The organism is Corynebacterium sp. AOP40-9SA-29 (assembly GCF_052377405.1).
Taxonomy (GTDB): domain Bacteria; phylum Actinomycetota; class Actinomycetes; order Mycobacteriales; family Mycobacteriaceae; genus Corynebacterium.
The window spans coordinates 1-26,165 of record NZ_JBQSWR010000002.1; the positions used below are offsets into that span (position 1 = coordinate 1).

The window sequence follows — 26,165 nt, forward strand, 5'->3', positions numbered from 1 at the left end:
CCTCAATTGGCCGGGGAAATGGCAACCGCGGCGCGCGTCCGACATTCGGGGGTGCAGAACGGGAGGGCGCTAGGGGACCGATGGTCGTTTAAGGGGGAGGCAGCGGCCGAGTATAGGCACCCGACTGTGGTCCCCAGCACTCCGCCGAAGCCATCATCCGAAAATCACAGGCAATGGCCTTGCCTGTGCAAAGGGCGAGTGGATACGATTCCACTAACGCGTTGGAATCGAATCCACACACCGGTGGACAACGAGGACAGCGGGACCATCCGAAACGCATCGCACAAAGGATTTCTGCGACATGTCAACCACGACAGCAGCAGCAACACAGGAACACCCACGGGTCGACGCCCCGCCGGCGTCCCACTGGAAGTCGATCCTCATCGGCTTCGGGATCCCGATCCTGATCACGGCGATCTTCTGGTTCAGCCCCCACCCGGCTGATCTCACCGACGAGGCCTGGCGCATGTTCGGCCTCTTCGTCGCCACGATCGTCTGCATCATCATGGCGCCGATGCCGATGGGTGCCGTCACCCTCATCGGCATGGTCGCCGCCGTCCTGCTCGGCCTGGTGCCGCTGGCACCGAACAGCGACGACCCGTCCGCCCCCTTCGCCCTGGTCGGATTCAGCAACGCCACGATCTGGTTGATCGTCATGGCGTTCCTGCTGTCGCGCGGGTTCATCAAGACCGGGTTCGGACGTCGTATCGCCCTGTTCTTCGTCTCGAAGTTCGGCGGGCGCATGCTCGGTGTCGGCTACGGCCTCAGCCTCGCCGACCTGGTGATGTCCCCGGCCATCCCGTCTGCGACGGCCCGTGGCGGTGGAATCATGGCCCCGATCATGACCTCGGTGGCCAAGACCTACGACTCCGAGCCCGGCCCTACGGCCCGCCGTGCAGGTTCCTTCCTGTCCCTGGTCTCCTCGAACGCGAACTCGATCACCTGCGCCATGTTCCTCACGGCCATGGCCGGCAACCCGCTGATCGCCTCGCTTGCGGCACAGCAGGGCGTGGAGATCTCCTGGGCGACCTGGGCGCTCGGCGCGATTGTCCCGGGCATCACGGCCCTGATCGTGATCCCGCTGGTGATCTACGTGATCTACCCGCCGGAGCTGAAGAAGACCCCGAAGGTCAAGGAGATGGCGCGCAACGAGCTCGACGCGCTCGGCCCGATGTCCTACGGCGAGAAGGTGCTGGCCGGTACGTTCGTCGTCCTGCTGCTGCTGTGGACGGTCGGCGACCTGGTGCTCGGCATCTCCGCGACGACCACTGCCTTCCTCGGCGTGATCATCCTCATGATCTTCCAGGTGCTGACCTGGGAGGACATCATCCGCGAGAAGGCCGCGTGGGACACGATGACCTGGTTCGCCGTGCTCTACATGATGGCGACGACCCTGTCGGCCTACGGCTTCATCGACTGGATCTCCGACCTCATCGCCGGTTCCCTCGGTTCGATGGGCTGGCTGCCGGCCCTGGTCCTACTCATCGTCATCTACTTCTTCGCCCACTACTTCTTCGCCTCGGCGACGGCGCACATCTCCGCGATGTACATCGCCTTCCTGGGTGCGGCGCTGTCCCTCGGCGCCCCGCCGCTGCTGGCCGCGCTGATCCTGGGCTACTGCTCGAACTTGTTCCAGTCGCTGACGCACTACGCGGGCGGAGCGTCCCCGACGTTCTTCGGCACGAAGTACAACACGGTCGCCCAGTGGTGGCGTGTCGGCCTGATCGCGGGCGTGGTCTCCCTGGTCATCTGGATCGTGGTCGGTGGTGCCTGGATGAACCTCGTTGGGATTTGGTGATCTGTCATGACTTCGCAAACACAACGTCCGTCCCTGAAGGCCGTCGCCGAGCGCGCCGGCGTGGGTTATGGCACCGCTTCGCGCAGCCTGTCGGGTGAGGGCTCTGTCGCCCCGGAGACCCGCCAGCGTGTGCAGGACGCCGCCGAGGAGTTGGGCTACGTCCCCAATATGCTGGGACGCGCGTTGCGCCGCCAGCGCACCACCTTCGTCGGCCTCGTCCTGCCTGACCTGGGCAATGAGTACTACACCGAGGCGCTGGACACCATCCACGACGCCCTTGCGGACGCCGGTTACCAGATGATCACCGTCGCCGACGCCACCGCCGCCGGGCAGGACGCCCTGGTGACGTCCCTGGAGCAGCAGCAGGTCGCGGGCATTATTCAGGTTCCGGTCGTCGGTGCGTCCGCCACGACGGACCTGCCGCTGGTGCAGTTCAACCGCTCCGGGCTGGGCGAGGGGGTGCCGTGCGTGCTCTGTGACGACGAGGACGGCTTCCGGCGTCTCGCCGAGCTCGTCGTGGCCCGCGGCTACCGCGATATCGCCGTCCTGTTCGGCGATCCGGCGATGTCGACGACGCGGGCACGCGCCGCCGGCGTCCTGCAGGCGGTGGACGGCACGGACGCGCGCGTGCGCTACTTCTCCGGTGCCTACACCGCCGAGTCCGGACGCCTCATGATGCAGGATCTCCTCGACCGCGCGGACGGCAACCCGCCGCCGGACGCGATGATCGTGGCGTCCCCCCGCCTGATGGCGGGTGTCGCCCAGGTGCTCGGGGAGCGCGGGCTGAGCATCCCCGGCGATGTCGCCATCGCCGCCTTCGACGATCCGGAGTGGTACCGGCTGCTCGGCTCGGGGATCACCACCTTCGACGCGCCGCAGCGCGAGATGGGGCGCATCGCGGTGTCGATGCTGCTGAAGATGATTGAGTCGGGTGAGATGCCGGCTGAACCGGTGCAGGTGGTCACCGGCACGGTGATTGAGCGGGGTTCGCTGTAGTTCAGGGCCCCGGTATCTCGTTTAGAGGGTGGTGGTCCACTCCGCCTCGGCGGAGTTCATGAAGGACATGGCCTCCTCGAAGTTCAGTCGGTAGTCGCCGGGCTCGCCGGTCCCGTCGAAGCAGACGACGCCGGCGTAGCTGCCGCCGGGGCCGACCTCGACCGAGTCGTAGTCCGCCTCGGTGGAGAAGGTCTGGCTCTGGGTCACACCGTTGGGGTCGGTCAGCTTCCAGTCCATCGCCCCGTTCAGGCTCACCGAGTCATCGCCGGTGACCTGGAAGTTGACGTCGACGCACAGGTACTGGCTGCCCAGGGCGTCGGTGGTCGCGCGCAGGTTGCTGGCAGTGATGTCCGCCTTGTCGGTGCTGACGGTGTCGCCAACCTGGGCGGGGCCGGCGTCCCCGTTGTCGTCGGTGCCCTCGTCGTTACCCTCGGCGTCCTGGCTCGTGGACGAGTCGTTGGAGTCACTGGAGGCATCGTCGTCGCCTCCGCTGAATGCGGAGACCAGCACGATGACTACCACGATGATCACCAGGATGATGAACCACGCCCGCTTGTAGAAGGGCTTCTTCTCAGGGGTCGGCTGTTGGAGGGGCTGCTGTTGGGGGTGCTGGGCGTACTGGTTCTGGTCGGTCATAATGCTTGGTCCTCTCGAGAAGGTGACTCACCCGTGTGTGGGCGAGGTCGTCAATGCGCCGGTCTCGCGATCCGGCCGTCGGTCACGGTCGGGGATGACCCCGGTCCATTACTAAGAATATGTGATGCGATCACTTACCTTTGAATGGTGGGTGAATACAGTTAAAGATTGTTCCCCCAGGGCGGTAGTCCTCAGTATCTCGCGCGGGGGATGTGGCGGGGCTGACCTCGTCGCCGACGTTCGTGGGGCGATTCTCGGCGCGGTGTGGCTCCGCCGAACCCGATACGCCCGGGGGTAGTTGGGGAGGGGGAGGCGGTGCGTAGCGCTCGACCCGGAGGCTGGCCCGCTCGGTGGGGAGGGGTTGGGCACTGCAACTGGTAACGTCTGTTGCCGTGACTGATCCGAACACCCCCGACGACGCCGACGGACACGAGACCCCGGACGCCGCACGGCTCCCGGAGTCCGACGACACCTGGGGGAGCCGTCCGGAAGAACCGGACGCGCAGGACGCTTCGGACGCGCAGGACGAGGCGCGGGAGCGTCCTCTCACGGAGCGTGAGAAGGTCGCGGCGCGCCGCGAGGAGTCCGAGCGCAAGAAGAAGCGGACCTACCCGTGGTGGGTGGAGTTCCCGATCATCCTCGTCGTCGCCCTGGTGCTGCTGGCGCTGTTTAACTCCTTCGTGGGGCGCCCGTACCTGATCCCCTCGGAGTCGATGGAGCCCACCTTGCACGGGTGTGAGGACTGCGTGGGTGACCGGATCTTCGTCAACAAGCTGTCCTACAGTTTCGGCGGCGAGCCGACGCCGGGCGACGTGGTGGTGTTCAACGGGCCGGAGTCCTGGAACGATCAGTATGTCTCCCAGCGCTCCGACAACAGCGTCGTCGGCGGGGTGCAGACCGCACTGTCGTACATCGGCATCCTCGCTCCCGACGAGAACGCGCTGGTCAAGCGCGTGATCGCCACGGGTGGGCAGACGGTGCAGTGCCAGGCCGGCGACCCCGGCGTGATGGTCGATGGCAAGAAGGTCGACGACTCCTACACGCGCTCGCCGATGACCTACAAGGTCGACCCCATGACCGGGTCGGATGCCTGCCAGGGCTCCTACTTCGGCCCCGTGACCGTGCCCGAGGGCAACCTGTGGGTGATGGGCGACAACCGGACGAACTCCGGTGACTCCCGCTTCCACATTGGCGATGAACTCCAGGGCACCGTGCCGGTCGACAACGTGGTCGGCAAGGTCACCGCGAAGATCTGGCCGCTCGACCGCATCGGCGGCGTCGACTCGCCGGACATCCAGCAGTAACCATGTCCGCGGTACGAACCATGCCGGACGGCCGGACGTTGGAGTGGGCCGTCCACAAGGCCGGCCTGGGGCCGGTCGCCGGCGTCGACGAGGCAGGACGCGGCGCGTGCTGCGGGCCGGTCACCGTGGCTGCCTGCGTCCTGCCGCCGGGTCCCCTCCCGGAGCTGGAGGGCCTGACCGACTCCAAGAAACTGACGGCGAAGAAGCGCGACCACTACTTCGACATCGTGCGCGAGGTCGCCGAGGACTGGGCGGTGGTGCACGTCCCGGCGTCTTACGTGGACACCTGGGGCATCCAGCACGCGAACCTCGGCGGGATGCGTCGGGCGGTGGCGCGCCTGGAGGTGCGCCCCGGCTATATCCTCACCGATGCGATGAAGGTCAACGGCTTTCCCCGGCCGCACCTGCCGGTGGTCAAGGGGGATCTGATCGCCCGGTGTATCTCGGCGGCGAGTGTGCTGGCGAAGGTCTCGCGCGACCGGCTGATGGTCGAGATGGACGGTGAGTTCCCGGGCTACGGGCTGGCCGGCCACAAGGGTTATGGCACCGCGTCTCACATGGACTCGGTGAGTCTGCTCGGCGGGACCCCCGAGCACCGTTACACTTATTCGAATGTGGCCGCCGCACATCGGCGGTGGCAGGCAGGACCGCCGATCGACAAGGGAGATGACCAGCAACCGTGAGCGCCGAGGAGCTTGAGGACTACGAGGCCAACGTGGAGCTGTCCATGTACCGCGAGTACCGGGACGTGGTCAGTCAGTTCAGCTACGTGGTGGAGACCGAACGACGTTTCTACCTGGCCAACGCCGTGGAGTTGCTGCCGCGCAACGCCAACGGTGAGGTCTACTACGAGGTGAGGATGTCGGACGCCTGGGTGTGGGATATGTACCGTCCCGCCCGTTTTGTGCGCTACGTCCGGGTGATCACCTATAAGGACGTCAACATCGAGGAACTCGACAAGCCTGACCTGCGCATGCCTGACTAGTTCTGCTGGCCGCCTGTGGTGGGCAGGACGTGTCTTCCACAGGGGTCGGGTTGTCCACAGGTTCCTGCGCCGGGACGTCCTGCGGATCCGATGTGGTCCGTGGGGCCTGCCAGAGTGCTGGGGTATGTCGGATGAGACGAAAGCACAGAACCAGGGCAACAAGCGGGGTGGCCGGGCGGGGCGCAACCTGCGCGAAGTCGGCGCGGCGGGGGAGGACGTGGCCGTCGCTTACTTCTTGGAGCGCGGCTACCGGCTGCTCGGCCGTAACTTCTTCACCGCCCGTGGGGAGGTGGATATCGTCCTCGCCGGAGATGGCTTGGGCGACGGCTCGGGAGGTTCCTCGGAGGTTGTCTTCGTGGAGGTCAAGTGGCGTTTGGATGGACGCTACGGCACTGGTGCGGAGGCGGTGACCCCGGCCAAACTCACCGCGATGCGACATGCCGGGGCGGAGTGGCTGCGCCGGCACCCCGAACACCGTTCCCAGCACGTACGCTTCGACGTGCTGGACATCACCGCTGGCGAGATCACCCACTTCGAGGGTGTGGGATGGTGACCACCTTCAGTGACCGCTCGCCGGTGCGCGTGGGACAGGCGCAGGGGATTGCGTTGAGCGGTGTCACCGGCACCCCGGTGACCGTGGAGTGCGACATCAGCCGCGGACTGCCGGGGATGAGCATCGTGGGCTTGGGTGACACAGCGGTGGTCCAGGCCCGAGACCGGGTGCGCTCGGCGATGATCAACAGCGGCCTGGACTGGCCGAAGAGCCGGGTGGTGATGAGTCTGTCGCCAGCCTCGGTGCCCAAACGCGGGGCAGGTTTCGACTTGCCCATGGTGTTGGCGATCCTGGATGCCCAAGGCGCGGTTCCGCCGGATGAGCTGCGCTCCACAGTCGTGGTGGGTGAGCTGGGGTTGGACGGTTCGGTGCGTCCGGTGGACGGGGTGCTGCCGATGCTCATCGCCGCCGAGGAAGCTGGCTTTCGCCGTGCGGCGGTACCGGTCGGTAATGCCTCCGAGGGGGCGCGTGCCGCACAGGCTACGGGCATGGACGTCGTCGGTCTGGCTCATTTGGGCGAGCTGTTGCCCTGGATGCGGGGCGGGTATGCCCACGACCTGGAGTCCTGCCTACCGGAGCAGGCGTGCGGGCCTGCCGCCTCCGGCGCGGTGGAGGGAACGGTGCCGGGAGCGGAAGGAACTGATGGGGCTGATCTTGCCGATGTGTGCGGACAAGACGAGGCACGTCGGGGCCTGGAGATCGCCGCGGCCGGCGGCCACCACCTGTGGCTCTCCGGGCCTCCGGGGACAGGCAAGTCGATGTTGGCCGAGCGGCTCCCGGGCATCCTCCCGCCGCTGGCGCAGTCCGAACAGTTGGAGACCGCCGCGGTGCACTCGGTGGCCGGGGCCCGTCAGCGTCTGGAGCAGGTGTGGCTCGGGCAGCGTCCTTTCGTAGCCCCGCATCATTCAGTCACTCGTGCGGCGTTGGCCGGTGGTGGTGCAGGACGGATCCGACCTGGTGCGGTGAGCATCGCCCACAACGGGGTGCTGTTCATCGACGAGGCACCGGAGGTGTCGTCCGGCACGCTGGAGTTGCTGCGCACCCCGATGGAGACCGGGCACATCGACATTGTGCGTCACCACGGCACGGTGCGGTTTCCGTCGCGCTTCCAACTGGTGCTGGCGTCGAATCCGTGCCCGTGCGGCGCGGCCGAGCCGGTGGATTGCCGGTGCCGCGGCGGTGTGCGTGACCGCTACCTGCACCGACTGTCGGGCCCCTTGTTGGATCGGGTGGACTTGGCGGTGCGCACCCGCGCCGGGCAGGGCGAGTCGTTGATCAGCTCCGGTGCGGGCAGCGCGGATGTGTCGCCCCCGGAGTCCAGTGCGCAGGTGCGCGAACGGGTCACTGAGGCCCGTGAGCGTGCGGTGCACCGGTGGCGGACGTGGCGGTCTAATGCTGCGGCACCCGGCCCGGCCTTACGGCGGCATCACCCGGCGGACGATGCGGGCATGGTGATGCTGCAGGAGAAGCTGCGCTCCGGGGTGGTCTCCCAGCGCGGGGTGGACCGCACATTGCGGGTGGCCTGGACGATGACTGACCTGGCTGGAGGGCAACGGCCGGGGATGGGGGAGGTCCTGGATGCGCTCGAGCTGTTCACCGGCTGCGTGGACCTCGCCGGGGACGGTACTTCGGGTAGCCCGAAGTGGAATAAGGGATGAGCGGGATGAAGGGGACAGAGATGAGCGGATCAGGAAGCACGGAGAATACTGCCGAGGAGCTCGGCACCGCACGGATGAGGGCGTGGATGTACCTGCGGCGGGTGGTGGAGGCCTCCCAGATGGAGCTGCTGGAGCTGCTGTGGCCCGAGGGGGTCGACGACGGCGCGTCCGCCAGCGTCGACACAGCCGCACTGGCGGACGTGGAACGGGTGGCAGGCATGATCCGGCGGCGTGACCCGGCGCTACCGGAGGCGCTGCTGCAGAGCACCCGACGACGGGCGGATGTGGATGAAACGAGCGACCTTGCCTTCGCCCGCGAGCAGGGCTGGCGGCTGATCACCCCGGACTCACCGGAGTGGCCGGCGGAACGCTTCGCCAGCTCCTTCATGAGCATTGGCCCGGACACCGTTGTCGACGGGATTCGCGGGCAGGCGACCCAGCCTTTCGCCCTGTGGGCCACCGGTACCGGCCGGCTGGATGAGGCGGTGGAGCGCAGCGTGGCGATGGTGGGAACCCGGTCGTCGACGGCCTACGGCAACCGCACCACGCACACCATGGCCAGTGAACTGGCCAACGCCGGGTACACGATTGTTTCCGGCGGGGCCTTGGGCATCGACACCGCCGCGCACTCCGGGGCGCTCAGCGCGGCGGGGCGGACCGTGGTCGTCACCGCGACCGGCCCCGGCGAGGTGTACCCGCGCACCAACGAGGGGTTATTCCACGCCGCGACCCGGCGTGGCCTGATTCTGTCGGAGTACCCGCCGCACCAGCGAGCCGCCCGGCACCGCTTCCTCACCCGCAACCGGCTGGTCGCGGCACTGTCGCAGGGCACCGTCCTCTTGGCAGCAGGGTATCGCTCCGGGGCGGTGAATACGGCGAACTGGGCGGACAGCATGTACCGGCCGGTGATGGTGCTCCCGGGGCCGGTGGACTCCGCCGACTACATCGGTTGCCACAAGCGCATCCGTGATGGGGCAGGCATCCTGATCACCCGAGCGGAGGATGTCCGCGAGGTGGTGGAACCGGTCGGCAGCGTGGACACCGAGCTGCAGCTCGCCCTGGAGTTCGGGGCCAGTCCGGTCCAGCGGCTCAGCGCGGAGCAGTTGCGGGTCTACGATTCCTGCGGGGTTGAGGCAGATGGCCTCGGCGACACCGAGTACATCAGTGCCGAGACGTCGCTGCCGATGGCGGCGGTGGTGCGCACCATCACCGAGCTGGAGGGGATGAACCTCGTGGTGCGTTCGGGCAACCGTTGGATCAAGACAGTCGAAGAGAAGACGGTAGACGAGACTCGGCAGGGGAGCGCGCCGGGCTAGGATCGTGGACTATGAGCAGTGACGGTCACATCCACGGTATCGGCGGAACCCCGGGTCCCGTGGACGAGGCCGTGGAGGAGGCTATCGGGGGATACCTGGAGTACCTGGAACTGGTGAAGGGCAGATCGCCGAATACGGTGCGCGCCTACGGCCGGGACCTGCGCTCGGCCTGCGAGGGGTTGGAGCGGGTCGAGGAGTTCACACTGGAACGCGGTCGGGACGTCCTGGACTGGGCGTTGGAAGCCGGTGCCTCGCGGGCGACAGTGGCCCGGCTGGTCTCCGCCATGCGCGGCTTCGGCGGGTGGCTCAGCCACACCGGACGCCTGCCCGGCAACCCCGTCTCGGCGCTGCAAGCCCCGCCACCGCAACGCCACCTGCCGCGGGTGTTGTCCAACGACCAGGCCGGCACGCTTCTCGAACGGGCACAGCAACAGGCAGAGCAATCAATACAGGACGCCACACCGGACGCGTCCGACGCTCACTCCCACGCCCTGCGGGTGCGTGACTGGGCGATGCTTGAACTGCTCTACGCCAGTGGCATCCGCGTCGCCGAACTCTGCGGGGCAGACCTCGCTGACCTCGGCGACCGTGATCTGCGCGTCACCGGCAAGGGCTCGAAGACCCGGGTGGTGCCCTTCGGCACCGCCGCACGCACGGCGTTGGACGCCTGGCTGGAGGTGCGCGAGGACCTCGCCACCCGACGCGGGCCGAAGCGTCCGGCGACTTCGGCGCTGTTCCTCGGCAGTCGCGGTGGACGCATCGACCAGCGCCGCGTGCGCGAGGTCGTCCACGCCGCGGCCGAGGCCGCCGGCACTCCTGGGGTCACCCCGCACGGACTGCGCCACTCCAGCGCTACCGCCGTGCTCGAAGGCGGGGCAGACCTGCGAGTCGTCCAGGAGTTTCTGGGACACGCCTCAATGCAGACCACCCAGATCTACACCCACGTCGGTACCGAAAGGCTGCGCCAGGTGTATCGCCAGGCGCATCCCCGCTCCGGATACGACGACTGAGTCGACTGATTCGACTGGGCCAGTTCAGGACCACAACCGGACACGGACCACACCCAGCAGACTCATCGGGTCGATATAGCGCACCGCAGAACCGCCGTCCGGTGGTTCTACTCGCGCGCCCCAGGACAGTCCCTCCCCGCGCCGGGCGGTGGCGGGCAAGGTCGAGGCATCCGCCAACACGCCGATGTGCTGGCCGGCGTGCAGGGTGTCGCCGGTGGAGACCGCGGCGATCACCGGCTCATAGGTGGTGCGCAACCCATTGCCGTGCTCGACGGAGACCAGCGGGGTACCCGCCACGACACCGGCGAAATGCACGGTTCCGGCAGCACTCGCTGATACTGCGTCCCCCGGGGTCGCGGTCAGGTCCACGCCACGGTGGCCCGGCAGCCAGTTCTGCTCCGGAATGTCGGCACCCTGCAGGACCGCGCCCGGCACCGGGCGCCGATGCGTCCCGAAGCGGGCGCGGTTGCCCGCGCCCGCAGCGTCCTGCACTTCGTGCTGTTGCCAACTCTGCGCCTGCTCCTGTGCCTGCGCAGCGGCCACGCCAGTGGCCAGTACCGCGGCGATGAGCGTGCCTGCGATCGTCCTGTACGGCCCCCGCCGTGATGTCCCCGTCATGGGCCCTGATGTTATCGGTGGGAGAGATGTGAAAAACGCCGGTGAACCGGAAATGTGGACAACTCCCGTACCGCGGGTGACCGGCGGCGGAAGTGGTGCACAGGGGAGCGGGGTGGAGTTGTGGGAAGCTCAGGTTCAGGGTAGATTCATCTACTGCAGTATGCCCGCCAGTCTGGTGCGGCGCTCAGCCGGTGGTCTTCCGCCGGTTGCCGAAGGCGGTCCCCGCGACGGCCACAGTCACACGCGATCTGTGGTGGGAGCGGCGGGAGCGGTCCGATCAGCACCTGGTCGGGTGGGTGTGCTGACATCGCGTAGGTATCGCGTGATCCGAACATTGTGGCCCGTCCGCCAACGGTCCCCGCTGAGTCAAGCGGGGTTATCTGGGCGGGGACAACCCGGGGATGCCTGCCAGGACGACCGGTGAATCGACGGAGAAACCCCGTCGGCAAGTCGGCCGTACAAGAACCGTCAACCTGAACTTTTGAAAGCGAGGAAGGGGAGCGGCAGTCAGGGAAAGATTCCCTGACCAGCGAACTCCCCTGAAATATCATGGCTGTTGTCACCATGCGCGAACTGCTGGACGCCGGCGTCCACTTCGGTCACCAGACCCGTCGTTGGAACCCGAAGATGAGGCGTTTCATCTTCACCGACCGTAACGGCATCTACATCATCGACCTGCAGCAGACTCTGACCTTCATCGACGAGGCCTACGAGTTCGTCAAGGAGACCGTTGCCCACGGCGGCAACGTCCTCTACGTCGGCACCAAGAAGCAGGCCCAGGAGGCCATCGCTTCCGAGGCTGAGCGCGTCGGCATGCCCTACGTCAACCACCGTTGGCTCGGCGGCATGCTCACGAACTTCCAGACCGTCGCCAAGCGTCTGCACCGTCTCAAGGAGCTCCAGGCAATGGAGGCTGCTGAGGACGGCTACAAGGGCCGCACCAAGAAGGAGGTGCTGATGCTGACCCGCGAGCGGAACAAGCTCGAGCGCGTCCTGGGCGGCATCTCCGACATGTCCAAGATCCCCTCCGCACTGTGGATTGTGGACACCAACAAGGAGCACATCGCCGTCTCCGAGGCGAAGAAGCTCAACATCCCGGTCGTCGCCATCCTCGACACCAACTGTGACCCGGACGACGTCAACTTCCCGATCCCGGGTAACGACGACGCCATCCGCGCCACCACGGTGCTGACCTCCGTGATCTCCTCCGCCGTCGAGGCAGGACGCACGGCTCGCGCCGAGCGCCAGGCCGCCGCCGCCAAGGAGTCCGCAGGCGACGCCGAGAAGGCTCCCGCCGAGAAGGCTGAGAAGACCGAGAAGACCGAACAGTCCGAGGCTCCGGAGGCCGCTGAGGCTCCCGCGACCGCCGAGGCCGCAGCGGAGACCCCCGCAGCCGAGTCTGCAGAGTAGTTCTCACCGGAGAGTTTCTCTCTTCGTTTGTACTTTTCACTTCCACCATCTGAAGGAGGATCGCCTCACATGGCGAACTACACCGCTGCTGAAGTCAAGAAGCTCCGCGAGCTCACCGGCTCCGGCATGATGGCCTGCAAGAAGGCCCTCGAGGAGTCCGAAGGCAACTTCGACAAGGCAGTCGAGATCCTGCGCATCAAGGGCGCCAAGGACGTGGGCAAGCGCGCCGAGCGCACCGCGGCCGAGGGCCTGATCGCCGTTTCCGGCAACACCATGGTCGAGATCAACTCCGAGACCGACTTCGTCGCGAAGAACTCTGAGTTCATCGAGATCTCCAACCGCATCGCCGAGGCCGCTGCTGCAGCCAAGGCGAACAGCCCGGAGGCTCTGGCCGAGGTCGACGTCGACGGCAAGGCCGCCGACACCGTGATCAAGGAGCTCTCCGCCAAGATCGGCGAGAAGCTCGAGCTGCGTCGCGCCGTCACCATCGATGGTGACAAGGTCGCCGTCTACCTGCACCACCGTTCGTCCGACCTGCCCCCGGCAGTCGGCGTGCTCGTTGCCTACACCGGCGACGACGAGGGTGCGGCCAAGGCTGCTGCCATGCAGGTCGCCGCGCTGAAGGCTACCTACCTCTCCAGTGAGGATGTCCCGGAGGAGACCGTCGCCAAGGAGCGCGAGATCGCCGAGGCCACCGCACGCGAGGAAGGCAAGCCGGAGAAGGCACTGCCGAACATCATCGAAGGTCGCCTCAAGGGCTACTTCAAGGATGCTTGCCTGCTGGACCAGCCGTCCGTCACCGAGTCCAAGAAGACCGTCAAGCAGGTCATGGACGAGGCCGGCGTCACGCTGACCGGTTTCGTGCGCTTCGAGGTCGGCCAGGGCTAGTACCCCGGTCGCCCGCCTGCGCAGCGCACGCTGCCGCAGGAGTGCAGCACCATCTGAACCCGCCGTCCCCCCCCGGTTCCACCCGGAGGGATGGCGGGTTCAGTGCGTCTGGGTGCATCTCGGTACCTGTGGGTACCTCTCGGGACTTCTCGGCGCTGTCAGTGCTGTAGGGGACCGCCCGACACGCTAGGATGATCACTCGGACACACACGCACCAACACCCCCAAGGAGATCCCACGGTGGCCGAGAGCACTGCAAGCACAGCGAACCCCGCAAGCGACACGAACACCCCGTCCGGTTACAAGAGGGTCATGCTGAAGCTCGGCGGTGAGATGTTCGGCGGCGGCAAGGTCGGCATCGACCCCGACGTCGTGGAGAACGTGGCACGCCAGATCGCCGAGGTCGCCGCCACCGGCGCCGAGGTGGCCGTGGTCATCGGCGGCGGCAACTTCTTCCGCGGTGCCGAGCTGCAGCAGCGCGGCCTGGACCGCGCCCGCTCGGACTACATGGGCATGCTCGGCACCGTGATGAACTGCCTGGCGCTGCAGGACTTCCTGGAGCAGCAGGGCATCGACTCCCGCGTGCAGACCGCCATCAACATGGCACAGGTCTCCGAGCCCTACCTGCCGCTGCGTGCCGATCGGCACCTGGAGAAGGGCCGCGTCGTCATCTTCGGTGCGGGCATGGGCATGCCCTACTTCTCCACCGATACCACCGCCGCACAGCGCGCCCTGGAGATCGGCTGCGAGGTGCTGCTCATGGCCAAGGGCGTCGACGGCGTGTACAGCGACGACCCGCGCACCAACCCGGATGCGGAGCTCTTCCACGAGATCAGCCACCGCGAGGTCATCGAACGCGGCCTCAAGGTCGCCGACGCCACCGCCTTCAGCCTGTGCATGGACAACAAGATGCCGATGCTGGTCTTCAACCTCCTCACCGACGGCAACATCGCGCGCGCGGTGGCGGGGGAGCAGATCGGCACCCTGGTCGCCACCCCGGCGTCCTAATCCGTCACAACACGGCACAACCCGCTACATCCCGCCGCCGGCGCGAAGGCGCAGGACGCGCCCGTCGGTGAACTTTCGGGAAACTCCGTGCCGGTGACTGGTAGATTTGTCACTGGAATGGCAAGACCTGCCCGCAACTGATTTATCTGCGACAAGAGGACAGCAATGATTGACGACACCCTGCTCGAGTCCGAGGACTTCATGAGCCGTTCGGTGGAGCACGTCCGCGAGGACCTGATGACCATCCGTACCGGCCGCGCGAACCCCGCCATGTTCAATGGTGTATTCGGCGAGTACTACGGTGTTCGCACCCCGATTACCCAGATGGCCACCATCAGCGTGCCCGAACCGCGCATGCTGATCATCAAGCCGTACGAGCAGTCGGCGATGCAGGAGATCGAGAACGCGATCCGCAACTCGGATCTGGGGGTGAACCCCACCAACGATGGTCACGTCCTGCGTGTCACCATCCCGCAGCTGACCGAGGAGCGTCGTCAGCAGCTGGTGAAGGTCGCCAAGTCCAAGGGGGAGGACGCCAAGATCGCGATCCGCAACATCCGCCGCAAGGGTATGGATGCGCTGTCGAAGATCCAGAAGGACGGCGACGCCGGCGAGGACGAGGTCAAGGCTGCCGAGAAGGAGCTGGACAAGGTCACGCACCAGTACACGGGCCAGGTCGATGCGGTCGTTGAGTCCAAGGAGAAGGAGTTGATGGAGGTCTAGTGTCTGCTGGACATTCATCAGGGACAGACGATGCCGTGAACCCTGGGAACCCCGAGACCGCCGGTAAAGGTGCAGGGCGTGACGGCTACCGCCTGCCACAGCCCAAGAACTCCGCCGGACGCAACCTCCCGGTTGCGATCACCAGCGCGCTGCTCCTTGGGGTGCTGGTCGTCGCGGGGCTCGCCATCCCGTATGTGTGGTACCCGCTGGTCGCCGCGGCAATGGGCCTGGCGACCTATGAGGTTCACTCGCGCCTGAAGGAGAACGGCTACTCGCTGAACTTGCCGGTGCTGCTCATCGGCGGGCAGGCGATGATCTGGTTGTCGTGGCCCTACGGGACCACGGGGCTGGTCTCCGCGTTCTCGTTGACGGCCGTCGCGGCCGTGGTCGCCCGGTTGTTCCACAACGGTAGGACGTCGCCTCCGACGAACTGGTTGCGCGACATCGGTATCTCACTGTTCGTGCTCGTGTGGATTCCGATGTGCGGCGCCTTCGCCGGCATGCTTTCGCAACTGTCCTACCGGGACGTGCCGTGGTGGAGCCTGGTGCTCACCTTCATGCTGTGCGTCATCGCGTCGGACGTCGGAGGCTACGCCTCCGGGGTGTTCTTCGGCAGCCACCCCATGGTGCCGGCGATCAGCCCGAAGAAGTCCTGGGAGGGATTCGTCGGCTCGGTGGTCTTCGCCGCCGTCATCGGCATGCTCTCGGTGCTGTTCCTGCTCGACCTGCGGGAGCCCTTGCACTATGTGCTGGGCCTGTCGCTGGGTGCCGGACTGGCGCTGTGCGCCACCGTCGGCGACCTTGTCGAGTCGCAGTTCAAGCGCGACCTGAAGATCAAGGACATGTCGGCGATGATCCCCGGCCACGGCGGCATCATGGACCGGTTGGACGGCATGCTGCCCGCGGCGATGCTCACGTGGATCGTGATGACCGCCGTGGCCGGCTGACTTCGGTCAGCCGCCGCCGGGGGTCTGCGCTACTTGCGCTTCTTCTTGCCGTTGTCCGGGTGGTTGATCTGACGGCGCAGCTGCAGGATGCGCACCGCGCCCACACACGACATCACCAAAGCGCCGGCGATGGCGGCGATGAGCATGCCCACGCCGATGGGGAAGTTCCACTCCCAGACGAACATCTTCAGCTGGACGGAATCCTGATTCTGCAGGATGAAGACCAGCAGGAGGATCAATATCACTGCGCCGATGCTCAGGCCCACCCATGTGGACCCGGCGATCGAGCCAGCGACGGAGGGCTTCGCCGACGAGTCGGCGGCGTCCTCCTGAGGGGCGGGAGCGGGGGTTTCCGCCGTCTCCACCTCGGTGGATACGCCGGTAGCCGTATCTGCGGACGGGTCGGCGAAGTCGCCCGTATCGGACAGATCCGCGGTGTCGGTGGTCGGGACGTTCAGGTCGTCTGAGCGGTCATTCTCTGGTCTCTTAGCCATGCCGCCAAGTGTAGTGGTATTGCACGATGTGCCCCCACCTCCCACGACGTGCAATAATTGCCGACACCATGACTACACCGGTTCAACTGCAGTTCCGTGCCCCCACCAGGGGCATGCCACCCACCCACCTGGCCGACCTCACCGACGACGAGGTCAAGGCCGCGGTCACCGATGCCGGGCTTCCCGGCTTCCGTGCCAACCAGATCGCCAAGCAGTACTACGGACGTCTCGAGGGCGAGCCCTCCCAGATGACCGACCTGCCCGAAGGTCTGCGCACCACCGTGAAGGACGCCCTGTTCCCCACGTTGATGGAGTCGGTCCGCAACATCTCCTGTGACGAGGGCCAGACGCGCAAGACGCTCTGGAAGTTGCACGACGCGACCATGCTCGAGTCCGTCCTGATGCGCTACCCCGACCGCGCGACGCTGTGCATCTCCTCGCAGGCCGGTTGCGGCATGGCCTGCCCGTTCTGCGCCACGGGCCAGGGCGGGCTGGACCGCAACCTGTCGACCGCCGAGATCGTCGAGCAGGTCCGCGCCGCGGCGAAGTCCATGCGCGACGGTGAGGTCGAGGGCGGCGAGGGCCGTCTGTCCAACATCGTCTTCATGGGCATGGGCGAGCCGCTCGCCAACTACAAGCGCGTGGTCAAGGCGATCCGCCGGATCACCGCGCCGGCCCCGGAGGGCTTCGGCATCTCCGCGCGCAACGTGACGGTGTCGACCGTGGGCCTGGCCCCGGCGATCCGCAAGCTCGCCGACGAGGGCATGCACATGCGCCTTGCCGTGAGCCTGCACTGCCCGGACGACGAACTGCGCGACACCCTCGTGCCCGTCAACAACCGGTGGTCGGTGGACGAGGTCCTCGAGGCCGCGCGTTACTACGCCGACAAGTCCGGCCGTCGCGTGTCCATCGAGTACGCGCTGATCCGCGACATCAACGACCACCCGTGGCGTGCCGACCTGCTCGGCAAGAAGCTGCGCGGCGCCCTGGGTAACCAGGTGCACGTCAACCTGATCCCGCTGAACCCCACCCCGGGTTCGAAGTGGGACGCCTCGCCGAAGCCCGTGCAGGACGAGTTCGTCCGCCGGGTCGCGGCCCAGGGCGTGGCCTGCACGGTGCGCGACACCCGCGGCCAGGAGATCGCCGCGGCCTGCGGCCAGCTCGCCGCCGAGGAGCGCTAGACTCCTCCCGTTGCGCGCCTGCCCCAGGGCAGGCGTTTTCAACTATCGCACCCCATAAGGATCTGTCCTATACGCAAGGCCAGGTCAGATTTTCCGCAGCAACTTATGGGGTGCGATTGTTGGAAAGCGAACAAAGAAAAGCCCCCGCCCCGACCCAGGTGACTGGGAGGGGAGGGGGCTTTCGCCGTGCAAACCCTAGTGGTGCAGCGCGTGCTTCGGGGTCTCGACGTTCTCGACACCGTCGGAGCCAACGCCCGGCAGGTTCCAGGAACGCAGCTCGGCGGTGGTCATGTTGGCGTACGCACCGGTGAGGTTGCGCTGGTCGGCGGCCCAGTCGGGCTCCTGGTGGCCAGCAGGCTTGTTGTGCGAGGTCACCGTGGCGCGCGCGGGCTTCGGCTTCCAGTTCGGCGAGGAGTGGCGGGCGTAGAGCGTGGTGCCCACGATCAGCAGAACGCCGATGCAGACGAGCCAGATGTTCTCGACGTGGCCGGGGTGGTTACCGAACAGCATGCCGAACATCGACAGGCCACCGAGGTAGCCGACAACAATCGTCGTCTTCCGGGGGAACTGGTGCCAGCCCCAGGCTGCGGACGGCTCGTCCTCGGTGGAGACGCCGTTGTACACCGCCACCTTCGTGCCATGATTTCCGTGATCGGCCACGTCGATATCCTCCTGAACTAGGACGGCAGTGGTCACCTGCCGAATTATCGCCTCTATTCTTGCATACCCGCCGCCCGCGGTGAACTTCCGGCTCGCCGCGGGTTCCCCCGTTCGCGCCCCGGCGCCCGACGGCACTTCGCTGACATGCATCTCCGCGCCGGTTTCTGACTGGTGGCTGGGGGCAGCCTGGAGGTCTGCTGGGGGAGCGCGGGGAGGTGGTGTCCCGGCTACCGTGGCGCCGCAGCCCCGTGGAACAATGGGCCGGGTGAAGAGACGAGTAGTGGTGCTGGGCAGTACCGGTTCAATCGGTACGCAGGCCCTCGAAATCATCGCGGACAATCCGGAGCGTTTCGAGCTGGTGGGCATTTCCGCGCACGGCACGAAGCCTGAGCTGCTGCTTCAGCAGGTGCGCTCCTTCGGTCTGAGCGCTGGGCAGGTGGCCGTCGCCAGCGATCGCAGTGCCGACGAGATCGAGCGGGAGCTCGACGGCCACGTGGTTCGCGGGGCGGATTCGGCCCGTCAGCTCGTGGAGCGCACCACCGAGGACTTGGGCCTGGGCAGTGAGGACGTCGTCCTCAACGCCTTGGTCGGCTCCTTAGGACTGGACGCCACGTTGGCGACGTTGACTGGCGAGGCGCGCTTGGCGTTGGCGAACAAGGAGTCGCTCGTCGCCGGCGGCGGGCTGGTGCTGGAGGCCGCCTCCGAGGGCCAGTTGGTCCCGGTGGACTCAGAGCACTCGGCGATGGCGCAGTGCCTGTGGTCGGGACGTCACGAGGACGTCGCGGAGCTGGTGCTCACAGCGTCCGGCGGGCCGTTCCGCGGGTGGACGCGCGAGGCGCTGCAGGACGTCACGCCGCTGCAGGCGGCGAACCACCCCACGTGGTCGATGGGGCAGATGAATACGCTGAACTCCTCGTCGATGGTGAATAAGGGTCTGGAGCTCATCGAGGCGTCCTTACTCTTTGGTGTGCCGGCGGAGCAGATCGCGGTGACGGTGCACCCGCAGTCGATCGTGCATTCCATGGTCACTTTCCGCGACGGGGCGACGATCGCCCAGGCGTCCCCGCCGTCGATGAAGCTGCCGATCAGCCTGGCGCTGGGCTGGCCGGGACGCGTCCCCGGTGCCCAGGCGTCGTTGGAGTTCTCCACGGCGTCCACGTGGGACTTCGAGCCTTTGGACGATGAGGTGTTCCCCGCCGTCCGGCTCGCGCGCGAGGCCGTGACGGCCGGCGGGTGCATGCCCGCGGTCTACAACGCGGCGAACGAGGAAGCGGCGGTGGAGTTCCTCGCCGGCACCCTGGCGTTCCCGCGCATCGTCGACACCATCGCCGAGGTGATGGGGGACTGCGCGTCGCTGGTGCAGCGTCCGCGTGACATCGACGACGTCCTCGCCGCCGAGCGCGAGGCCCGTGCGCGGGCCCACGAGAGGATGGGCCGGTGAGTTTCGCTCTTGGTGTGATCCTCTTCGCCCTGGGGATCGGGGTGACGATCGCCCTGCACGAGGCCGGCCACATGGTCGCCGCCCGGGTGTGCGGCATGCGCGTGCGTCGCTACTTCATCGGCTTCGGGCCGACGGTGTGGTCGACCACGCGCGGCCACACGGAGTACGGCCTCAAGGCGGTCCCGCTGGGCGGCTTCTGCGACATCGCCGGCATGACCGTCAACGATCCGTGGACGGAGGAGGAAGAGCCGTACCTGATGATCAACAGGCCCGCGTGGAAGCGGGTCTTCGTGATGATGGCGGGCATTATCGTCAACATCATTCTCGGCACGCTGATCATCTTCAGCGTCGCCGTGAGCTTCGGGTTGCCGTCCACCCAGGCGCCGGCGCCGCGGGCCGTCGAGATGGTGTGCTCGCCGGAGACCGATGATGCCCAGGGAAGTGCGCAGGACGCCACCTGCTCCGGTGATGGCTCCGCCGCGGCCTCCGGCGTCGCCGTCGGCGACACCTTCGTGAGCGTCGACGGACAGGACGTCGAGAGCATCCCCGAGGTCATCGAGGGCGTCCAAGAGGTGGGACGCACCGCGGCGCAGGACGGCTCGGCCGTCGGCGACACCGTCACCGCGCCGGCGACGGTGCAGCGCGATGGGCAGGACGTAAATCTCGACCTGCAGGTGCTGCTCGTGGAGCGCGAGGGTCAGACCGTCGGCGCGATCGGCGTGCAGTTCGATCCCCGCGCCGAGATGGTGGACTACAACCCGGTCACCGCGGTCGGTGGTACCGCCGACTACACCTACTCCCTGGGCAAGGAGACCGTGAAGGCGCTGGTCGACCTGCCGCAGCGCTACTGGCCGGTCGTGCAGTCCATCTTCGGCGCCGAGCGTCAGATGGACAGCCCGGTCAGCGTGGTCGGCGCCTCGCACATCGGTGGCCAGATGGTGGAGCACAGCCAGTGGATGAACTTCCTGCTGTTGCTGGCGAACCTCAACTTCTTCCTCGCGGTGTTCAACCTCGTGCCCCTGCCGCCCCTGGACGGTGGCCACGCGATCATCGTCATCTATGAGAAGCTGCGTGACCGTTTGCGCCGGATGCGCGGCCTGGAGCCCGGCGGTCCGGTCGACTACGTCAAGGTGATGCCGGTGACCTACGTGGCCACGGCGATCCTGCTGGTGTTCGGTCTGACCGTGATCGTCGCCGACGTCGTTAACCCACTGCAACTGTTTTAGCCTGTCAGGGCACCCGGGCGTAGACTGAGCCCGTAGATCCACACGGAAAGTAAGGACTAGACAACACGATGACCGGAATTTCCCTCGGTTTGCCCGACGCTCCGCCGCCGGTGCTGGCTCCCCGTCGCAAGACCCGCCAGCTCATGGTCGGCAACGTCGGCGTCGGAAGTGACTACCCTGTCAGCGTCCAGTCGATGACGACGACGAAGACGCACGACGTCAACGCCACCCTCCAGCAGATCGCCCAGCTCACCGCCACCGGCTGTGACATGGTCCGGGTCGCGTGCCCGAAGACCATCGACGCCGAGGCGCTGCCGGCGATCGCGAAGAAGTCGCCGATCCCGGTGATCGCCGATATCCACTTCCAGCCCAAGTACATCTTCGCCGCCATCGACGCCGGCTGTGCCGCCGTCCGCGTGAACCCCGGCAACATCAAGGAGTTCGACGGACGCGTCAAGGAGGTCGCCAAGGCCGCCGGTGACGCGGGCATCCCGATCCGTATCGGCGTGAACGCCGGTTCGCTGGACAAGCGGATCATGGAGAAGTACGGCAAGGCCACCCCGGAGGCGCTCGTGGAGTCTGCTCTCTGGGAGGCCAGCCTGTTCGAGGACCACGGTTTCGGCGACCTGAAGATCTCGGTGAAGCACAATGACCCGGTGATCATGGTCGAGGCCTACCGTCAGCTCGCCGCGCAGAGCGACTACCCGCTGCACCTGGGTGTCACCGAGGCCGGCCCGGCGTTCCAGGGCACCATCAAGTCCGCGGTGGCCTTCGGCGCCCTGCTGGCAGAAGGCATTGGCGACACGATCCGTACCTCCCTGTCGGCGGACCCGGTGGAGGAGATCAAGGTCGGCGACCAGATCCTGCAGTCGCTGAACCTGCGCCCGCGCAAGCTGGAGATCGTGTCCTGCCCGTCCTGCGGGCGTGCGCAGGTGGACGTGTACAGCCTCGCCGAGCGGGTCACCGCCGGGCTGGACGGCATGGAGATCCCGCTGCGCGTTGCCGTGATGGGCTGCGTGGTCAACGGTCCGGGCGAGGCGCGTGACGCCGACCTGGGCGTGGCCTCCGGCAACGGCAAGGGCCAGATCTTCGTCAAGGGCGAGGTCATCCGCACCGTGCCGGAGGACGAGATCGTGGAGGTCCTCATCGAGGAGGCGATGAAGATCGCCGAGGAGATGGACCCCGAAGAGCTCGCCGCCGCTGGCGTCACCGGTTCCCCCCAGGTCAAGGTCACCACCTAGACCACAGGTATCTCACCGGCGCGGGGGCCAGGTGAAAAGGGTTCGTGTTTGTCCGGGGAAGCAGCGTACTGCGCTGCTAGCGTGACCAGCATGATCCAGATTCTGGGGGCGTCCGGCGCTCGGCCCCCGAAGCGCACCACCACCACACGCGCCGGTGTGTCTTCCGTGGCCGGCGTGCTGAGCCTGGTGCTCAGCGTCGTGCTGGTCACGGTCTCTGCCTGCACACCGCGTCCGGACGTCGCGGACGACGTGGTCGGCGATTTCCTGGACGCGGTCTCGTCACGCGACGTCGAAGCCGCAGCGCGGCTCACCGACAACGACGCCGTGGCGTCCGACGCTCTTGCGCAGTCCTGGGACTCCCTACAGGCCGATGGCCTGGACGTCGACGTGGAAAATGTGCGCACCGACGACAATGTTGCCACCGCGGACTACACCATGACCTGGGATCTGCCCGGCGAACGCGAGTTCAGTTACGACGCCACCCTCACCGCCACCCGCACCGGCGGGGAGTGGACGGTGCGGTGGCGTGCCTCGGTGCTGCACCCGGACCTTGGCGCCGACCAGCACCTGGAGCTGCGCCGGATGGACGCGCAGGTCGCCGATATCGTCGGCTCCGACGGCGCGGTGCTTGCCACCCCGGGCACCACCTGGCGGGTGCTGCTGGATCTTGACGAGGCACGCTCGGCGGGCGGGGTGCAGGGCGCGGTAGGACGCATCGGACGTGTGCTCGCCGCCGCGCACGCCGGCGAGGAGGCCATCCCGACGATTGATACGGCGGCCGTGTCGTCCGCCGCGGTCGACGCCTCGGGCTCCTATTCGGTGACGATGATTCCCGGCCAGTTCGGCGACCAGTTGCGCGAGGACCTGGAAGCGATCGACGGGGTCCGGCTCAATGAGGAACCGGCGATGGTGCGTCCTGACCCCGGGTTCGCCCCGGACATCATGTCCCGGGTGACCGACCTGGTGGGCCCCGAGCTTGAGGGCGAGGCCGGCTGGGAGGTCGTGGCGGTCAACCAGAACGCCTCGGTGGTGCGCACCTTGGAGCGCGCCGAACCCGCACCGGCGCCGGCGGTGCAGGTGAGTCTGTCACGCGCGGTGCAGGAAGCTGCGCAGCAGGCGGTGGACACCCGTCCGAACGACGAGGCGATGATGGTGGTGATGCGCCCGTCCACCGGTGAGGTGCTGGCGGTGGCGCAGACCGAGGAGGCGGACAAGCAGGGCGATGTGGCGCTGTCCGGCCAGTACCCGCCGGGCTCGACATTCAAGGTAATCACCGCTTCGGCCGGGGTGGAGAAGGAAGGGCTGAACGCCGACTCCACGGTGGCGTGCCCGTCCACGCAGGACATCGGCGGTCGTATCGTGACGAACTACAACTCGTTCTCGCTGGGCAACACCACGATGCGCAATGCCTTCGCCCAGTCCTGCAACACCACCTTCGCCCGGATGTCCACGGACCTGGAGCCGGGGGAGTTGAAGGAGGAGGCCGCGAAGTTCGGCCTGGGCCGTGACTACGACATCCCCGGGCTGACCACGATGACCGGTCAGGTGCCCGAGGGCGAGGTGATGCTGGACCGCACGGAGGCTGGCTATGGACAGGGCCTGGACCTGGCCAGCCCCTTCGGTATGGCCCTGGTGGCCGCGACCGCGGCGAACGGGCGTACCCCGGTACCGAACCTGGTGAACACTGACGGGGTGCACACCCTGGACACCGACGGCAATGATGCCGTCGAGGGCGAGCCGCTAGACCCCAATATGCTGTCCAATCTGCGCGACATGATGCGCGCGGTGGTCACCAGTGGTTCGGGTTCGGCAATCTCCGGTGCTGGTGAGGTGTACGGCAAGACCGGTGAGGCGGAGATCAACGAGGGCTCGCACGCCTGGTTCATGGGCTACCGCGGCGACCTCGCCTTCGCCACGATGATCGTGTTGGGCGGCGGCTCGGAGCACTCGGTTGCGGTGACCCAACAGTTCTTCGACAATCTGGACGGGGAGTAGCGGGAAGCCTCGTTGACCTGCAGGTCGCTCGCCGTCTTCGGCTCATATGCCTTTCGACGGCTGTCCTCACGCGGCGGGTTCGAACTCGCCGGGGCCGCTGTGCCGGTCAGGGGCGATGTCGTCGAGATCGTCGAACAGAGGGTTGCTGTCCGTTTCCCCCGAGGTACCGGTCGGGATAGTCTCTTCGCCATCCGTGGTGTCCTGCTCAAATGGTGTGTCGACGACGGTCTCCCGCTCTGAGGCGGGCGCGGGCGCATCTTGCTGCGCCCCCGCTGTGGGCGCCGGACCCGACATCTCGTCCGTCGACTCTTCCGCGTCCGGTAGGACGAAGGTGCGGTCCTGCAGCACCATGTGCTCGGCATCGTCGGGTATCACGAACGAACCGTACATACGCGACTTGCTGCCAGCGTCAACCGGATTGGACCAATTTTCGTGACCCTCGTCGGAGTTCCTGCAGTCGACGGACATACCGGTGGACTGCGTGAACCCATCAGCGTCGATGATTTGTGGGTCCTGCATCATTGACCAGTCGTCGCGGTCGTCCGAGGTGACGGCGAATTCGGCCCAGACTTGGAGGTACTGTTCTCCGTCATCGAGCTTGCCGAAGTCTTCCTCGCCCTCACCGCCATAGTCGTTGGTTCCGTAGCGGCACTGCTCGCCGACGGTGATTTCGGTGACGGTCACTTCGACCTGGCAGTCCATGTAGCCGGTGCAGTCATCGGTGATGGTATCGCCGATAACACCCGCGGCTTCGTCCTCGTCGACGGCTTGTGTGTCCGTGGTGTCGGAGGCGTCGGTGGTCGGTGCCTCATTGTCGCTGCTGCAGGCGACCAGGCCCAGGGAGAGTGCGGCAGCCGTGCCCAGGGCAAGGCTAGAGGATCGGATGTTCATGCTGTCTCTCTTCGGTAGGCGAATGGGATGTTGAGAGCGACGACAAGTCTGCGGCGGTAGAATTACCTGAGAATATACTTTGCCAGGCGTTAGATACGTCAGGGGTAAAACCGTTGGTTTTTGCCTGGTCGGTGGAATCGCTATGGGGGTGCGAGGAGAACCGACGGTGACCGCTTCTCTTCGAAGCGTGTAGGTGGTCAGGCAGCCCCGCGCGTCCCGCGTCGTCCGTGGCGGGGAGTAGGCTGGGGCGTCATGAGTAGAGCGCTTCTGACCCCCGGTAATCCCACCCCGATCCGGAAGGTCCCGGATTCCATTCAACGTCCGGAGTACGCGTGGCGGGATGAGGTGCAGGAGAACGTCGGTGAGCCCTGGGTGCAGACGCCCGAGGTCGTCGAGGCGATGCGCGAGTCCTCCAGGATCGCCGCAGGGGCCCTGGCTGCAGCCGGCGCTGCCGTTGCGCCGGGCGTGACTACCGACGAGATCGACCGGGTCGCCCACGAGTACATGTGCGACCACGGTGCTTACCCGTCCTGCCTGGGCTACCGTGGTTTCACCAAGGCCGCGTGCGTGAGCCTGAACGAGATCGTGTGCCACGGCATCCCGGACTCCACGGTGGTGCAGGACGGCGACATCGTGAACATCGATGTCACTGCCTACAAGAACGGTGTGCACGGCGATACGAACGCCACCTACCTGGCCGGCGAGGTCTCCGAGGAGCACCGTCTGCTGGTGGAACGCACTTACGCTGCGATGTGGCGTGGCATCAAGGCCGTGAAGCCGGGCCGGGAGGTCAACGTGATCGGTCGAGTTATCGAGGCTTACGCTAAGCGCTTCGGCTACTCGGTGGTCCGCGACTTCACTGGCCACGGCGTTGGCCCGACCTTCCACAACGGCCTCGTGGTGCTTCACCACGACGAGCCGGCGTACAACACCGTGCTGGAGCCGGGCATGACATTGACGATCGAACCGATGCTGAACCTGGGCGAGCTGCCCTACGACATCTGGGACGACGGCTGGACCGTCCAGAACAAGGACGGAAAGTGGTCGGCGCAGTTCGAGCACACGATGGTCGTCACCGAGACCGGTGTGGACGTGCTGACCCTGCGTGAGGACGAGAAGGACCAGACCGTCAAGTAGGTTCGGCTGGGTTCCCGGCTGGACCGATTTTCGCTTCATCGGCCACGTGG

General features: G+C 66.7%; 25 protein-coding genes. 20 read left to right on the top strand and 5 right to left on the bottom strand.

Annotation, left to right across the window (positions count from 1 at the left end; translation table 11 throughout):
- Positions 1-301 precede the first annotated feature (301 nt).
- The gene (locus ACT3SZ_RS04570) at positions 302-1,798 is read left to right on the top strand and encodes an anion permease (protein WP_444617062.1); all 1,497 of its coding nucleotides are present in this window, start codon (positions 302-304) and stop codon (positions 1,796-1,798) included.
- Positions 1,799-1,804: 6 nt separating this feature from the next.
- A complete protein-coding gene (locus ACT3SZ_RS04575; RefSeq protein ID WP_444617063.1) occupies positions 1,805-2,794 on the top strand; it encodes a LacI family DNA-binding transcriptional regulator in 990 nt (329 codons plus the stop codon).
- 21 nt (positions 2,795-2,815) lie between these two features.
- Here ACT3SZ_RS04575 and ACT3SZ_RS04580 read toward each other — a convergent pair whose 3' ends face one another.
- Entirely contained in the window at positions 2,816-3,430 is a 615-nt protein-coding gene (locus tag ACT3SZ_RS04580) for a DUF4352 domain-containing protein (protein ID WP_444617064.1), read from the bottom strand.
- A gap of 392 nt (positions 3,431-3,822) precedes the next feature.
- On the opposite strand from ACT3SZ_RS04580, the gene lepB reads away from it, so the two are divergent.
- The 7 genes from lepB (at position 3,823) to ACT3SZ_RS04615 (ending at position 10,256) form a co-directional block, all read left to right on the top strand.
- Complete coding sequence (gene lepB, locus ACT3SZ_RS04585; protein ID WP_444617065.1) at positions 3,823-4,734, top strand: signal peptidase I; 912 nt, start codon at positions 3,823-3,825, stop codon at positions 4,732-4,734.
- 2 nt (positions 4,735-4,736) lie between these two features.
- Complete coding sequence (locus ACT3SZ_RS04590; protein ID WP_444617066.1) at positions 4,737-5,417, top strand: ribonuclease HII; 681 nt, start codon at positions 4,737-4,739, stop codon at positions 5,415-5,417.
- The gene (locus ACT3SZ_RS04595; protein WP_038548047.1) at positions 5,414-5,719 is read left to right on the top strand and encodes a DUF2469 domain-containing protein; all 306 of its coding nucleotides are present in this window, start codon (positions 5,414-5,416) and stop codon (positions 5,717-5,719) included. The genes ACT3SZ_RS04590 and ACT3SZ_RS04595 overlap by 4 nt, the downstream gene beginning before the upstream one ends.
- 124 nt (positions 5,720-5,843) lie before the next feature.
- Positions 5,844-6,272, top strand: coding sequence for a YraN family protein (locus tag ACT3SZ_RS04600; RefSeq protein ID WP_444617067.1), 429 nt, complete (start codon positions 5,844-5,846; stop codon positions 6,270-6,272).
- Positions 6,269-7,930, top strand: a complete 1,662-nt coding sequence (locus ACT3SZ_RS04605; RefSeq protein ID WP_444617068.1) for a YifB family Mg chelatase-like AAA ATPase — start codon at positions 6,269-6,271, stop codon at positions 7,928-7,930. Before ACT3SZ_RS04600 ends, ACT3SZ_RS04605 begins: the two co-directional genes overlap by 4 nt.
- Before the next feature lie 20 nt (positions 7,931-7,950).
- On the top strand, positions 7,951-9,246 hold the full coding sequence (gene dprA, locus ACT3SZ_RS04610) for a DNA-processing protein DprA (protein WP_444617069.1): 1,296 nt from the start codon (positions 7,951-7,953) through the stop codon (positions 9,244-9,246).
- A gap of 11 nt (positions 9,247-9,257) precedes the next feature.
- Positions 9,258-10,256, top strand: coding sequence for a tyrosine recombinase XerC (locus ACT3SZ_RS04615; RefSeq protein WP_444617071.1), 999 nt, complete (start codon positions 9,258-9,260; stop codon positions 10,254-10,256).
- Positions 10,257-10,280: 24 nt separating this feature from the next.
- Here ACT3SZ_RS04615 and ACT3SZ_RS04620 read toward each other — a convergent pair whose 3' ends face one another.
- Complete coding sequence (locus tag ACT3SZ_RS04620; protein WP_444617072.1) at positions 10,281-10,874, bottom strand: M23 family metallopeptidase; 594 nt, start codon at positions 10,872-10,874, stop codon at positions 10,281-10,283.
- 549 nt (positions 10,875-11,423) lie between these two features.
- Between ACT3SZ_RS04620 and rpsB the strand changes: the two genes are divergently transcribed.
- From rpsB to ACT3SZ_RS04645, 5 genes are all read left to right on the top strand, one after another.
- Entirely contained in the window at positions 11,424-12,284 is an 861-nt protein-coding gene (gene rpsB, locus ACT3SZ_RS04625) for a 30S ribosomal protein S2 (protein ID WP_444617073.1), read from the top strand.
- Between the two features lie 69 nt (positions 12,285-12,353).
- Positions 12,354-13,172: a translation elongation factor Ts gene (gene tsf / locus ACT3SZ_RS04630; protein ID WP_444617075.1), complete on the top strand. Its 819-nt coding sequence runs from the start codon at positions 12,354-12,356 to the stop codon at positions 13,170-13,172.
- 311 nt (positions 13,173-13,483) lie between these two features.
- Positions 13,484-14,179, top strand: a complete 696-nt coding sequence (gene pyrH, locus ACT3SZ_RS04635; RefSeq protein ID WP_444617632.1) for a UMP kinase — start codon at positions 13,484-13,486, stop codon at positions 14,177-14,179.
- A gap of 165 nt (positions 14,180-14,344) precedes the next feature.
- A complete protein-coding gene (gene frr / locus ACT3SZ_RS04640; protein WP_444617077.1) occupies positions 14,345-14,902 on the top strand; it encodes a ribosome recycling factor in 558 nt (185 codons plus the stop codon).
- A gap of 35 nt (positions 14,903-14,937) precedes the next feature.
- Positions 14,938-15,849: a phosphatidate cytidylyltransferase gene (locus ACT3SZ_RS04645; protein ID WP_444617078.1), complete on the top strand. Its 912-nt coding sequence runs from the start codon at positions 14,938-14,940 to the stop codon at positions 15,847-15,849.
- Between the two features lie 29 nt (positions 15,850-15,878).
- Here ACT3SZ_RS04645 and ACT3SZ_RS04650 read toward each other — a convergent pair whose 3' ends face one another.
- Entirely contained in the window at positions 15,879-16,343 is a 465-nt protein-coding gene (locus tag ACT3SZ_RS04650; protein ID WP_444617079.1) for a LapA family protein, read from the bottom strand.
- A 68-nt stretch (positions 16,344-16,411) separates the two neighbouring features.
- Between ACT3SZ_RS04650 and rlmN the strand changes: the two genes are divergently transcribed.
- On the top strand, positions 16,412-17,524 hold the full coding sequence (gene rlmN / locus ACT3SZ_RS04655; protein ID WP_444617080.1) for a 23S rRNA (adenine(2503)-C(2))-methyltransferase RlmN: 1,113 nt from the start codon (positions 16,412-16,414) through the stop codon (positions 17,522-17,524).
- Between the two features lie 195 nt (positions 17,525-17,719).
- Here the strand turns inward: rlmN and ACT3SZ_RS04660 are convergent, their stop codons facing one another.
- Positions 17,720-18,220, bottom strand: coding sequence for a DUF2631 domain-containing protein (locus tag ACT3SZ_RS04660; protein WP_444617081.1), 501 nt, complete (start codon positions 18,218-18,220; stop codon positions 17,720-17,722).
- Between the two features lie 220 nt (positions 18,221-18,440).
- On the opposite strand from ACT3SZ_RS04660, the gene dxr reads away from it, so the two are divergent.
- From dxr to ACT3SZ_RS04680, 4 genes are all read left to right on the top strand, one after another.
- Entirely contained in the window at positions 18,441-19,625 is a 1,185-nt protein-coding gene (gene dxr, locus ACT3SZ_RS04665) for a 1-deoxy-D-xylulose-5-phosphate reductoisomerase (protein WP_444617633.1), read from the top strand.
- The gene (locus ACT3SZ_RS04670; protein ID WP_444617082.1) at positions 19,622-20,851 is read left to right on the top strand and encodes a M50 family metallopeptidase; all 1,230 of its coding nucleotides are present in this window, start codon (positions 19,622-19,624) and stop codon (positions 20,849-20,851) included. The genes dxr and ACT3SZ_RS04670 overlap by 4 nt, the downstream gene beginning before the upstream one ends.
- Positions 20,852-20,919: 68 nt before the next feature.
- Entirely contained in the window at positions 20,920-22,092 is a 1,173-nt protein-coding gene (ispG, locus tag ACT3SZ_RS04675) for a flavodoxin-dependent (E)-4-hydroxy-3-methylbut-2-enyl-diphosphate synthase (RefSeq protein WP_444617083.1), read from the top strand.
- 90 nt (positions 22,093-22,182) lie between these two features.
- Positions 22,183-24,087 carry a penicillin-binding transpeptidase domain-containing protein gene (locus tag ACT3SZ_RS04680; protein ID WP_444617084.1) on the top strand — a complete coding sequence of 635 codons (1,905 nt, stop codon included), beginning with the start codon at positions 22,183-22,185 and terminating at the stop codon, positions 24,085-24,087.
- A 66-nt stretch (positions 24,088-24,153) separates the two neighbouring features.
- Here the strand turns inward: ACT3SZ_RS04680 and ACT3SZ_RS04685 are convergent, their stop codons facing one another.
- Complete coding sequence (locus ACT3SZ_RS04685; protein ID WP_444617085.1) at positions 24,154-24,978, bottom strand: hypothetical protein; 825 nt, start codon at positions 24,976-24,978, stop codon at positions 24,154-24,156.
- A gap of 252 nt (positions 24,979-25,230) precedes the next feature.
- Here ACT3SZ_RS04685 and map point away from each other — a divergent pair, with 252 nt between their 5' ends.
- Positions 25,231-26,115: a type I methionyl aminopeptidase gene (map, locus tag ACT3SZ_RS04690; protein ID WP_444617086.1), complete on the top strand. Its 885-nt coding sequence runs from the start codon at positions 25,231-25,233 to the stop codon at positions 26,113-26,115.
- The last annotated feature ends 50 nt before the right edge of the window (positions 26,116-26,165 follow it).